Raw genomic sequence first — 12,743 nt, forward strand, 5'->3', positions numbered from 1 at the left:
GGACCCGGTTCGGTGGCTGTCGCATGGTGGGCGAGGGTTCGTGGGGCATGCCGACTCATCCCGTCGCGGGTGGCTCAGCCTGGACGAACTCCTGCGTGACCATGGGCGATCGCCGAAGACCAGGTGAAGGTAGCCGCCTCCGCGGGCGCTGTCGAAGTTGCGTTTTCCCTGTCCACGTGGCCGTGTGGTGGAAGAAGCCGGCGAAGACGGCCTACGGCCACAGGACCGAGCACCGGCTGGTTCGTGCACAGGTGGTGCTGCACGCCGAGCGTCGACGCCCCCACGCATGCGTCGCCCGGGACCCGGGGCTGCATTCGGACACCGTGCGCCGCAGGCGTGGCCGGTTCGCTCAGACGGGCCTGGCCGGGCTCAAGACTGCCAACGCTGCGTCCGTCCCGCTTCGTGCACACCGCTACAGGACGCCGATGTCACGGCGCTGGCCTGCCGGCTGTCTGCGGGGAGCACGGCCACCCGCCCACGTCTCGCAGGCCGGTATCGGCAACAGGGTCTGGATCAGGGCCCATTCGTCGTCCCAAGTGTCGACGGGATGGCAGCGTTTGCAGTCGTCCCAGCAATGCGTCCTAGCCGAACTGTTGGCTGTTTATCGCGATATCAGCTCTTTTCGTGTCTCTGGCGGTCCACCCGGGGCATCCTTGGAGAGCGTGAAGCTGTCCGCGAGGGCAAGGGTTGCTCCGTCTGGTAGAGGGGCGAACGGCCCTTGCGGAAGGGGATGCGGTCGCCTGGCCCGGGGCCGCAGCCGGCGAAGCGCTGCTCGGAGCCATGGAGGCCTGGATTCGGTCGAGAGGCACACGGCACCACAGCACGCGGGCCGGCCGTTCTGATCGGCACGAAGGCTTGAACCCGTTGGGTGATGGCATGTCGGATCTTGAGTGGGGGTGGGTTCCTTGCACGCTGGAACGCGATGGCTGCTGGCAGGTTCGGTGACGATGGCGGCCTTTGTCGTACCGACCATGGTGTGCGGGTTATGGCTGCTGCCGGCCTTGGTGCACGACGCGGGCGCGCGGTGGGGCGTGGCGTCGGCGCTGGGTGCGGCGGTGGCCGCGGTCTCGGTGCTGTGGGGACAGAGCTTCGCCACACCCCCCGGTGGAGGAGGCGCCACCGGAAGCGGGCAGGCGCGCAGCGTTCAGGCGTCCGGACAGAGGGCTGTCGCGGTGGGAGGACCGGTGAAGGGGAACATCTCGACGGGCGACGTCGGCGTAGCGCGCACGAGCTCCGCTGCCGCCGGGCAGACGTCGGGTAGAGCGACCACGCCTTCCCCGGAGCCTTCTGTTCCGTCAGAGCCGCAGGGTGGGTCGCACCAGGGTTTGGTGGCCGCCTCCGGCGAACGATCGGTCGCTCTCGGCGATGCGATGGACGGCGACATCGCCACTGGTGATCGGCAGTAGGAGGGGAACCACCCGTGAGCAAGTCGCGCAGGCCCACCGTCGAGCCGGACGGGCCCACGCCGGCCTCTGTCATCGCATCAGGCGAACGAGCGATCGCCATCGATACGCAGGGCGGCCCGTTCCTGGGGGTGGCGAGTACCGGGGACCATACGACGATCGTGCACGTGCCGGCGGAAGAGCTGCGCCCACCGGCAACCGTGGACGCCCCTCCCGGGGTGGTGAACTTGCCCGGTACTCATGCGTCGTTCGTCGGGCGGGCCCGTGAATTGGCACTGCTGGACGCCGCCCTGAGCGGTTCGGGGGCGGCCGTCGTGCAGGCTCTGCACGGTCTGGGCGGGGTGGGCAAGACCACCCTGGCGGCTCACTGGGCCGCCACCCGCAAGGATGCGGACAATCCGGTCTGGTGGATCACCGCCGATTCCCCGGGTGCCCTGGCCGCCGGGCTGGCAGCATTGGCCGCCGCTCTCCAGCCAGCCCTCGACCGGCTGCCCGAGGAACAACTGACGAAGCGAGCCATGCAGTGGTTGGCCACCCACCACGGGTGGCTGCTCATCCTGGACGACGTCACCAACCCCGATGATGTGAGACCGCTTCTGCCCTACGCCGACAAGGGCCGGATCCTCATCACCAGTCGCCTCGCGTCCGGCTGGCATGACACCGCCGATCCCATCCACCTGGACATCCTCACCCCTGACGAGGCTCTCACCCTCCTCACCCGTATCCTCACCCATGACGGGTCTCGCCCCACAGCGGACCTGGACGGTGCCGCCGAACTGTGCGCCGAAGTCGGCTGCCTGCCGCTGGCCGTCGAGCAGGTCGGCGCCTACATGGTCCAGACCGGCATCAATCCCCGCGCCTACCTGCGACTGCTCGCAGAAGACCCCGCCTACATGTACCGCAAGGCCAAGGAACGGTACGACAGCGAGCGCACCATCGCCCGGATCTGGGCCATCACCCTTGACCGCCTCACCGACACCCCCCTCGCCGGACACATCCTGCGCGTCCTCGCCTGGTACGCCCCGAACACCATCCCGCGCGCCCTCATCGACCCCCTCGGCAGTGCGCCCGCCGTCGTGGACGCCGTAGGACGCCTCGCCGCCTACAGCATGATCACCGCTACGGAAGAGTCCCTGGATGTGCACAGACTTGTCCAGGCTGTCACCCGAGCTGCCGACCCCGGCGATCCCCACCGTCAGCCCCATGACATCGCCCAGGCCCGCGACGCCGCCGTCACGTGCCTGAACACCGCACTGCCGGCCACCGTGGACGATCCAGCCAGGTTCGCTGCCTGGCGCGTCCTCATCCCACACATCGACGCCCTGGCAGAACACTCCAGCCCGAACACCGACAGTCTCCTGACCGCGTACGTCATCTGTCGCGCAGGTGCCTTCCTTCAGCACCAGTGGCTCAACCCCCTGGCCACTCCACACCTGGAGCGCGCCGAACGAGGCTTCACCCGGATGCTCGGCGACGAACACCCCAACACCCTCGCAGCCCGTCATTACCTTGCCCGCGCCTACCAGGACACGGGCGACCTGTCGGGGGCGATCCAGCTCTACCGGCGAATCCTGGACGACTACGAGCAGATCTGGGGCCCTGACCACCCAGAGACCTTGAACCTGCATCGCAGCCTCGCCCAGGCCTACGCGACGGCAGGCGACTTGCGCAGTGCCGTCCACATGCTTGAGCGCGCCCTGGCCGCTCAGGAACGGCTCCTCGGCCCCGACCACCCGAATGCGCTCACCACCCGCCACGCCCTCGCTGATGTCTATGCGAAGGCAGGCGATCTACCCACGGCAATCAACCAGTACGAACGAGTGCTGACCGTATCCGAGCAAGTCCTGGGACCCGATCACCCCGACACATTCGCCACCCGCGGCAACCTCGCCGGCGCCCACGTCTCCATGAACCTTGACAAGGGCATTGATCTGTATGAGCGCCTCGCGGCGGACCAGGAGCGGGTGCTCGGTGCGGACCATCCGGGAACCCTCACCACGCTCAGCAGTCTTGCCCGCGCCCGCATGTTGAACAGGGACCTGCAAGGCGCCATCGACCTGTACGAGCGCAGCCTGCAAGCACGAGAGAGAACCCTCGGTGCCGAACATCCCGACACACTCCTCTCTCGGAGCAGCCTCGGCCTGGCACTCTCGGCAGCGGGGGACATGCACAGAGCGCTTCCGCTGCTCCAGCAGGCGCTGGACGACTGCGTGGAGGTCATGGGAGCCGATCACCCGGATACTCTCACCGCTCGCAGCAAGCTGGCCGAAGCCCACACCAGGGCGGGCAACAAGCCGCAGGCGATCCTGTTGTGTCGTCAGTCCCTGGCCGAGGCCGAACGAGTACTGGGCATGGACCATCGCGACACGGCCACTGCCCGCCACAACCTCGCCGTCGCATACTCCTTGGCGGGTAACGCGGCCCGAGCGATCAGACTGTACGAGCAAACCCTGACAGACCGGATACGCATACTGGGCGTTGACCATCCCAGTACGAGGAGTGTCCGCGTCATCCTCGCCGAAGCCCACGCGTCCGCACACAACTATGAACGAGCGATCCCGCTGTTCGAGCAGGCGTTGGCGGGAGCCGAGCGGGCGCTGGGCACCGACCACCCGGACACTCTGGGCAGACTCCGCGATCTCGCCGCCACCCACCTGCAGGCGGGCAACCCGACGCGAGCCATCACCCTGTACGAACGTGCGCTGAACGATTCCCTCCGCCTTCTGGGTAATGATCACGTCAACACCCTCGGGATCCGCAGCAACCTCGCCACCGCACACCAGTCGGCGGGGAACCGGCGAGAAGCAATCGAAGGGCATCAACGCGTCACAGCCGACTGCCAACGCGTGCTCGGGCATGACCACCCCGACACGCTGGGCTCCCTCAACAACCTGGCCAACGCGCACCTTCAAGTCGGCAATCGGAGCAGGGCCATCGAGTTGTTCGAACGTCTCCTGACCGATTGCAGGCGAACGTTCGGCACGGACGACCAGCGCACCAGTTTGGTCGCAGCCAATCTGGCCGCAGTCCGGGGAAATCGCTCGTGACGCCCCGGATCGAGCCGCCCGCACAGCGCCGGCAGTGCGCCGGCGTTGATTTCTTCATGCAGGGTCGGGCCGAGACCCAAGGCGACCTAGACAGGGCCTTCGCGGTCGACGCGAGCGTCGACCGCGAACCGCAAGCGGCTCGGCCGGTGTGGCGGTCGTCCGCCGGCCTTCCACCGGGACGTCTGGAAGCAGCGGAACGCGGTCGAAACCGGTGCATCAACAAGATCAAGCAGTGGCTGGCCACCCGCTACGTCAAGGCCGCGACCATCCACCTCGCCGGACTCCACCTCGCCGGACTCGACCTCGCCGGACTCGACCTCGCCGCAGTCTTCATCTGCCCGGAAAGGCGATCCGAGGAAGGCGGCCTAGTCCTGCGGTGCCAAGGTGCGCAGGACGTCGAAATCGTTGTCCTCGGGGTCAGCCATGACCACCCAGTTCCGGTCTGGGCCCTGGCCCACGTCCACCTTGGCGGCGCCGAGACCCAGCAGTCTGGTCACCTCGTCCTCGGTGCTGCCATCGATCGGGCTGACGTCGAGGTGAAGCCGGTTCTTGACGGTCTTGCCCTCGGACACATGGATGAACACGAGGGTGGGTGGCATCTGGCGGGCCCGGACATCCTCGACGGTCGGCACCCAGGAGCCGATCTCGACCTTGCCCTCGCTCCGGTCGATCACCCGAGCCGACCGACACCATCGCCGGTCAGTAGCCGATGGTGAAGCGGCGTTGGACGAAGCGTGGCAGTTCGACCTCGTCGACAAGGGCGACGGCGGCGTCCTCCATGGAGATACGGCTGCGCCCTTCCGCATCGAGTACCGGCTGGTCGCCACCGATTCGGAACCGGCCCGTGCGTTCGCCGGGTGCGATGCCCTCCGCGGGGCTGAAGTAGGTCCACAGCCGGTTGGAGGTGCGCAGGACGTTCAGGGCGTCGCGGTGGCCACGCACCGCGGCGGCGTACTCCCTCGGCAGGCCGATCTCGTCGAGGGCTTCGTGCAGGAGTTCGTCGGAGTCGGCCCGTACGACTCCGGGCTCGATCTCCAGGCTGCCGGCACCGCCGATGACGATGAGCCGGGTCCGTGGCTGACCTTCCAGCGCCTTCAGGAGCGCTCGCGCGGCGGTGACGTACACCGTGGGATCGGCGATCGAGCGGACCACGGTGTCGGCGATGTCCCTGGCGGCGTTTCCGGGCTGGAATCCGCTGATCAGTACGTCCAGGCCGGGTATTACGGCGGCGACGGCGTCAGCGTCGAGGACGTCGACGCTCTTCCATACGACGTTCTTGCGGTCCTCGTCGATCCGCGTGGCGTCGCGGCTGAAGGCCGTGACGTGATGCCCCCGGTCGAGGGCTTCGGTGACGACGCGACTGCCGATGCCGCCTGTGGCCCCGATGACTCCGATATGCATGGCTCTCCCTGGGTAATTGCTCTCACCGCCGCCTGTCTTCATGGCATGCAGAGACTATACGGTGTGAAGTATTAATACGGTGCACAGTATTGTGACGCTGTAGAGTGAGTGGCCATGGAAAGCGTGGGAAGCACCAAGGGGCGCCGCGAGCGGTTGAGGGCCGAGACGACCGCCGAGATCAAGAAAGTCGCGCTGGAGTTGATGGCCTCGGGGGGACCGGACGCGATCACGCTGCGGGCCATCGCGCGCGAGATGGGGATGACGGCCAACGCCATCTACGGCTATTTCGCCACCCGCGACGACCTGGTCACCACGTTGATCAGTAACGTCTACACCTCGCTGGCCGACACTGTGGATGCCGCCTGGGGCGCCGCCCCTGCTCAGGATCCGGCCGCCCGGATCCAGGCATGGGCCCGCGCCTTCAGGAACTGGGCACTGGCCAACCCCGAGGGCTTCCGCCTCATCTACGGCGACCCCGTCCCCGGCTACCAGCCGCCCGAGGGCGGCGCTGCTCCGGAAGCCGCCCGCCGCGTCTGCACCGGGATCACCGCACTCGCAGCCGCGGCCTGGCCGCACGCCGAACTCCGTTACTCGGACAGCGACTTCGAGTGGTCGGACTTCGACCTCGGTCTGCTGGACAAGGTCCGCCCGGCCTTCCCCGACCTGCCTCCGGCCGCCGTGGCCCTTGCCCTGCGTATCTGGAGCCACCTGCACGGCCTGGTGTCATTGGAGATCTACGGCCACCTGCAGCGCCAGGCCCTCAGCCCGGAAAAGCTCTTCCGTGAAGAACTGGCCCAGCTCATCCAGTCCTTGGGCCTGACACCGCAGAGCTGACTGCCCTGCGCAAGCGACCCAGCTACAGGACCGCTGACTCGCCTCCGTAGGGCAAGCAACTACCGCCGGGATCCGTTATGGCTGCGGGAATGCCCTGGCCAGGGTTCTGTCCGCGTCGAAGGACACGTAGGCCCCCGCGTCCAAGCCCATCCCTTCGGGCGCCGGTATGGCATAGCCCGGGACGCGGATCCGTCCAGGCCACCAGCGCCTTCCAAGGCGGCCGGATGCCAGACGGGTGTCAACGATGCCGTCACGGTGCTGCCGCAGGTGGTGGCCGACCGTCAACAGGGCCAGCCCAAAGAGCTGCTGGCCGTACGCGCCGACGAAGGCAGCCGCACCGGCTTGCGGTTGCGGTCGGTCCCCTCGCATCGGGCGCAGCCGGCGGGCAGGTCGGTCGGGGCGAGTTCGGTGTCGGCGCCCGGGTCGTCGCTGCCCGGCTGGAGCGTGCGCCGCGGCATCGGCTGCGTTAGGCCGCCGGCATCACCCAGGGCCGCCTCGCGACCGCGCTGAAGACGACAACGCAGAGCGTGAAGAACTGGGAGAACGGCCGCTCCGAGCCGCGCCCGCCCCGATTGGAGGCAACCAGCTGCTGTTGAACGGCTGTGCGGCGAAGTACCCCGCCCACGCAGCTCCCGCCGTCGCGCCCGCCCCCGCTCCCGAGTCCCCGCCAGCGCCGGTCCGGGAGACGTCCACGGGCCCGGCCGTGTCCGAGACGTCCAAGGCGCAGACGGCGGGACCGGCCCGGGCGGCCGCGCCGTAGCGCCCGGCGACCTCGCGGCTTCCGGCGGCGAAGAAGGCTGCCAAGCCCCCGTTCGACTCACGGTTTCCGCACGGCCCGCTCGCTTTGCTGGACGGTGACGGCTCCGCGTACGGCGCCGACGGCATCGTGCTCGACTGCCCCGCTCGCACGGTCCCGGAACTGGTGGAGTGGACGCTTGCGAGTCCAGCCTCGGCGCCGCGAAGCTCAACCGCTTCGGCAAGGACTCCGACCCGCTGATCGTGCTCACCGCCGCGGCCGCCGTGAAGCTGGGTCCACCGGAGCGCCTGGAGGGCCACGAGCAGCGCCGCTCCCTGCGCCTGCCCGCCGACCACGCCGTCGTCAAGCAGGTGGCGAAGTGGCAGCTCACCCAGCGCGGATTCGGCCCCTGGGCGCGGATCTACCGCAAGGCCCAGGGCCGCGAGCGGCAGTGCGTGCAACTCGCGATCCTGTCCTGGGACGCCCTCGATGAGCGGTCCCGGCCCGGCGTCGCGGACATGGAGCCCGCCGACATCGCCCGCGTCCTCGGCGTCTTCGCAACCCGGGTCATCACCTCGCGCGGCTCCACCGCCGTCTCGCGCCTGGAGCTGATGACCGCGCTGCGCCCGCCCACGAAAGCCGTGCAGGACCGGGAGAGCGGAACTGGGTGTCCGGCCACAACCCAGGCTCGCTGGGCACGGAGCCGATGGACCCGGCGCCGCCGGAGGCCACCCAGCAGGATTCTTGTCACCAAGATCGTCGGCACGTCTAGAGTGACTCGATGGGCGACGATGCCGTGCTATTGCGTCCAGTGGCCGAGGGTGGTCTCGGTGCTTGAGCGGTTCCTGACAGATCCGGAGGCGACCGGGCCCTTCCAGTGGCTGGGCTGGTCAGATCCGGGGCGCTGGCGGCGGCGCTGGGCGCAGGACGGCCTGCTGAGCGATGAGGGCGGTCAGCTGATGGTGGCAACCGGCGCCGACCGGCTCGGCTTCGTGGCATGGCGGAAGGTCGTGACCTCGAGGAGCTCCTACTGCTGGAACATCGGAGCCCAGCTGCTGTCAGAAGCCCGGGGCCGGGGTGTCGGCACGCAGGCCCAGCGGCTGCTGACGCGGTACCTGTTCGCGCACACACCGGTGGTCAGACTCGAGGCGGACACCGAGATGGGGAACATCGCCGAGCAGCGCGCACTGGAGAAGTCGGGCTTCACCCGCGAGGGCGTGCTGCGCAGCTGCGTGTTCCGGGACGGGCAGTGGCGGGACGTCGTGCGCCCCAGCCTGCTCCGCGACGACATCGCCTCAGCCAGGAGCCCTGCCTCAGATCGGCCCAGCGCCAAAGGAGAGCGAACGGCCTGACCCGGACTCATCCCAGCGCGTCGAAGGAGCAGCGAGGCCGGTGACAACAACCCTGCCGGCCCTGGCGTTGGTGACAAGCAGCGTGTCGTTTCGGTGACGACGACAGTGCCTCAACGCTGGGAGGGCAGCAGCTCAGTCGACCTCCCTGGTGCCAACTATCGTGCTTCGGCACACACCCGTCGACCGCAACACCCGGCTGACCGCTGCGGGCGAAGAGGCCGTGCGCCTGGCCGACGCAGTCCTGGAGGACCACCCGGACACCAGCGACGACACCGACTCCGACCCCAGCGGCGCATCGCCGTCACTGCGGCCGGGGACACCTGAGCGCCCTGCTTCCAGTCAGGCGCCGACGGCGTGGTGTTCCAGAACCCGGCCGGCACCCCGACCCGCCGCGTCCCGCACCCGTGGCCGCCGGGACAGTGGCTCCAGCAGTGAGCCGGCTCCGCAGTCCACGACGCCGACCGAGTCCCGCCCAGCATCCGCACCCGTTCGTGCCTCCGCACCACAGGTGCCCACCCCCGGTCCCCGGCCCACCGATGGCACTAGCCGCTCCGGCGCCCACGCCGCCCCGAAGGGACCCGCGCAGCCCCAGCGGCCGCCTCCAGGCCCGTCCTGTCGCTGCCCAATGAGCGGTGTGCATCGTGAAGTCGCAGGTCACGGGTCTGGTGTGAATGGCGAGTTGGGTACTCGTGCCGGTCGGCGGCCGATGACCATGGCGTAGATCATCGGGCGGGTCCGGCTCCGGCAGGATGCCGGGTTCGGCTGCGCCCACGACCGGCCCCCGCCTGCGATCCGTCAGCAGGTCGACACGCTGTGAGAGCGCGGGAGGGCGCGGGGATGCAGGAGCGGCAGTGGATCACGGCCCGCCGGAGCGGACTGGACGCTCTCGCTGAGGAGTTGGCCAAGCAGCTTCAGGAGGTCCAGGTCGAGCGGGATGAACTGGCGATCGCGGAGCGGGTGTTGAACCGCCTGGCCGAGCAGGCCCAGGCCGATGCCGGGGCTGTCGCTCCGGTGTCGGTGAAGGTGGCCGGGCGGGCGGTCCTGCTCATCCCGCACCGCAGCGACGCGGCCGACGAGAGCGCGCTGCCCGGCGACTACCGCAAGATCCTGGCGATCGTGCGGGAGGCCGACGGCCCGGTGCAGGTCAGGGCGGTCGGCGAGCGGCTGGGCCTGGACGCCTCGGTGCGCGGCAAGCTGGAGCCTCTGCGGGCAAAGATGACCAAGCTCGCCGACCGCGGCTGGCTGCACAAACGCCCTGACGGGCAGTTCACCGCACGCCCATAACTGTGCGGGTCGGGGGCGTAACTGACGGCTCTTCGACGGCAGTTGAGTTTGGTGTGAAGAAAAACAACAGTTCCGTCGAGGGCCCTGACGGCCTCGTCTACACTGCCCGCCTGCCGCTGTCGAGTGCCACTCTGAACTGGCGCGCCGACCTGATACGCGGCCACCTCAAGAAGATCGGCTCCAGGTGGCGCGCCCTGCCCGCAGGGAAGATCGCCACCATCGTGCTGGCAGTGCTGCGCTGTGACCAGCGGCCCGGCGACCTGGCCGGCGGCAACGGAGTACACCGCACCACCGTTACCCGGTGGGTCCGCGAGGTCATCGGCCTGCTCGCCGCCCGCGCCCCACGCCTGGACCGGGCCCTGAAGAAGATCGCCCGAATGGGTGGCGGCATGGTACTGCTGGACGGATCGGTGGTCCGCACCCGGCGCAGAACCGGGAAGGAGAACCGGAAGAACTACTCCGGCAAGAACAAGTGTCACGGCCTGCTCGTGATCGCCCTCACCGACGACCGGGGCCGGCTGCTGTGGATCTCGGCGGCCCGCCCAGGGCGCACCTCGGAGATCACCGCCTGCCGGCACGACCAGCTCACCCGGAAACTGCGGGAAGTCGGGCTCGGCGCCATCGCCGACCTGGGATTCGTCGGCCTCGACGACGGCGGCCCCGACGCCGAACCGGCGGTGATCACCGGCTACAAGGCCGCCCGGAACAGGCCCCTGACGCGAGGCCAGAAGCTGTCCAACACGGCACTGGCGGCCGTCCGGGCACCCGTCGAGCACGGCTTTGCCCACCTCAAGAACTGGCGCGTCCTCGGCAAGGTGCGCACCGACCCCTCCTGGGCGACCTCCCTGGTCAGGGCCTTGCTGGTCCTCACGAACCGCGAAGTCGCCCGATGACCGACGATCTTCACCAAAGTCACCTGCCAGCGACCAGCACGAGCATCCCGATGCCCACGCACACCAGCCCTGTGACCAGCAACTTCAGCTTGCGCACCTCCCAGTTGGGCAGCGGCGGAGAACAGCCGCAGCCTCCCACGGCAGCAGCGATCGGCAAGCCGAGGTCTATGGCTTCCGGGTCGGGACAGCGTGACGGCGGTGGTGCTGGCCGGCCGGCACCAGTCGCGGTCACCTCATCACCCCACCGCTCTCTCTCGGGCTGTTGGACCCAGGGCCGGCCTTCCGAGACGGGTCGTGGTCTCGGACATAGACGGTGACTCGCGCCCCGTTGACGTGGGTTGTTCCGTACGCGCGGAAGTGGCGCCGCAGGGTGCTTGTTTTCGCTTCCTCCTGCGGGTTGGTCGAGTGCGTACCCGCCGCGCGGACCACGACGATCCGGTCGAATTCCAGCATGCGTGCCGCAATTTCCTGGGCGGGAAACTCGACACCTGCAAGTGTGTTCGACGAAACGGGGTCCTGTGCCAGGGCGAGATCTGTCAGGAAACGGGTGTCCTCGGGGTTGGCCGCAGTCAGGATCCGGTGCTGGCCGGAGAGATAGAGCAGACCGTCGCCGGGACGGCCTTCCTTGCGTACAGTGGCGCCGATGGCGGTGACGTCATTGCTCCGGCTCTGGGGCGTCCTCAGCGAGAGGCTCGGCTGGACGAGCGCGGCCAGTACGGCAACCGCCGCGATCCACGCGTAGCGGGAAGACCGCTGCCGCCGGAGGAAGTAGTCCGTCCAGGCGCCCAGCAGCAAGGCGACTCCGATATTGCTGTAGAGCACATACCGGTCGACGAAAAGGGGCTTGACCAGTGAGGCGATCAGCAGCAGAAGGCCCGGAAGCGCAAGAATCGGCACAGCCAGCGCGGAAAGCCGCACGGGCCCCCTCACCCTCAGGGGCGCCAGGGCACACGCCACGCCCACGACCGCCACCACCAGGAAATAACCAGGCCGCACCGGTCCGCCGATCCAGGACACCTGCTCCGACTGGCCCGCACTGCAGATTGCCAGCGGCAACAGCCCGGCCACGACGCACGCGGCAGCCACACTCCACGCCCTCAGCACCGGTCGTGGAGCACGGGAGACGACCAGTGTGACGCCGTGTGCGACCAGGGCGAGGACCGCGAACTCATGGAGCAGACAGGCCAGCAGCATGGTGGAGCCATAGACCGCCCACCGCCACCGGGTGCGATGCGGGACGCTGACCACGAGCGCATAGGTGGCCCAAGTAAGCAGGGCACAGACCATGGCATACGAGCGGCCTTCCTGCGCGTACTTCTGTACCTGGGGAAGGAGCGGGAACACCAGCCCGGCCAGCAGCCCGGCACGGGGTCCCGCCAGGCGTAGCGCCAGAAGCCCGACTCCGCTCGCCGCCACGGACATAGCCAGCACGGACGGCAGCCGCAATGTCAGCAGCCCTCGGCCGAAGAGGCCGAAGATCTCGTGCATCACGGCGTAGTAGAGGGCATGGACCAGATCAATGTGCTGGGCGGTGAGCCATATCTGCGAAAGATCGCGGTGCGCGAGCTGATAGGTGACGGACTCGTCCCCCCACATGGTGTTCTTCCTGCGGATACCCCAGAGCCCCAGAGCGATGGTCAGTGCCAAGGGCGCGATGACGACAACGGCCTTGGCCGGGCCCGGTGTTTGTCGACGGGCGGGCACAGGAGGGGAAACCGTCTGGGCCGCGACGGGGGCACGTTCATCAACGGACATCGGCGACAGGGCCTTTCAGTAGTGGCGAAGACACTCCG

At 68.7% G+C, this 12,743-nt stretch carries 7 protein-coding genes and 2 pseudogenes; 6 read left to right on the plus strand and 3 right to left on the minus strand.

Annotated features, from left to right (window positions below; translation table 11 throughout):
• The first annotated feature begins 1,420 nt into the window (after positions 1 to 1,420).
• Positions 1,421 to 4,450 carry a tetratricopeptide repeat protein gene (locus ASD48_RS29965; protein WP_057604881.1) on the plus strand — a complete coding sequence of 1,010 codons (3,030 nt, stop codon included), beginning with the start codon at positions 1,421 to 1,423 and terminating at the stop codon, positions 4,448 to 4,450.
• A 365-nt stretch (positions 4,451 to 4,815) separates the two neighbouring features.
• On the opposite strand, the pseudogene ASD48_RS29970 reads toward ASD48_RS29965, so the two are convergent.
• Both ASD48_RS29970 and ASD48_RS29975 read right to left on the minus strand, forming a co-directional pair.
• Positions 4,816 to 5,127 (minus strand): annotated as a pseudogene (locus tag ASD48_RS29970) (VOC family protein); the annotation flags it as partial.
• 22 nt (positions 5,128 to 5,149) lie between these two features.
• Positions 5,150 to 5,851: an NAD(P)H-binding protein gene (locus tag ASD48_RS29975; protein ID WP_057604883.1), complete on the minus strand. Its 702-nt coding sequence runs from the start codon at positions 5,849 to 5,851 to the stop codon at positions 5,150 to 5,152.
• Between the two features lie 114 nt (positions 5,852 to 5,965).
• Here ASD48_RS29975 and ASD48_RS29980 point away from each other — a divergent pair, with 114 nt between their 5' ends.
• The 5 genes and pseudogenes from ASD48_RS29980 to ASD48_RS30000 all read left to right on the plus strand — a co-directional run bounded on the left by ASD48_RS29980 (position 5,966) and on the right by ASD48_RS30000 (position 10,950).
• Positions 5,966 to 6,685 carry a TetR/AcrR family transcriptional regulator gene (locus ASD48_RS29980; protein WP_057604884.1) on the plus strand — a complete coding sequence of 240 codons (720 nt, stop codon included), beginning with the start codon at positions 5,966 to 5,968 and terminating at the stop codon, positions 6,683 to 6,685.
• Between the two features lie 437 nt (positions 6,686 to 7,122).
• Positions 7,123 to 8,154: pseudogene (locus tag ASD48_RS29985) on the plus strand (helix-turn-helix transcriptional regulator); the annotation flags it as partial.
• Between the two features lie 58 nt (positions 8,155 to 8,212).
• Positions 8,213 to 8,773, plus strand: coding sequence for a GNAT family protein (locus ASD48_RS29990; protein ID WP_242432783.1), 561 nt, complete (start codon positions 8,213 to 8,215; stop codon positions 8,771 to 8,773).
• Positions 8,774 to 9,610: 837 nt separating this feature from the next.
• On the plus strand, positions 9,611 to 10,057 hold the full coding sequence (locus ASD48_RS29995) for a hypothetical protein (RefSeq protein WP_057604887.1): 447 nt from the start codon (positions 9,611 to 9,613) through the stop codon (positions 10,055 to 10,057).
• A gap of 53 nt (positions 10,058 to 10,110) precedes the next feature.
• Positions 10,111 to 10,950, plus strand: coding sequence for a transposase family protein (locus tag ASD48_RS30000; protein ID WP_057604888.1), 840 nt, complete (start codon positions 10,111 to 10,113; stop codon positions 10,948 to 10,950).
• Between the two features lie 228 nt (positions 10,951 to 11,178).
• Here the strand turns inward: ASD48_RS30000 and ASD48_RS30005 are convergent, their stop codons facing one another.
• Positions 11,179 to 12,597, minus strand: coding sequence for a glycosyltransferase family 39 protein (locus ASD48_RS30005; protein ID WP_057605055.1), 1,419 nt, complete (start codon positions 12,595 to 12,597; stop codon positions 11,179 to 11,181).
• Between the last annotated feature and the right edge of the window lie 146 nt (positions 12,598 to 12,743).

It is taken from the genome of Streptomyces sp. Root1310 (genome assembly GCF_001426425.1).
Classification (GTDB): domain Bacteria; phylum Actinomycetota; class Actinomycetes; order Streptomycetales; family Streptomycetaceae; genus Streptomyces.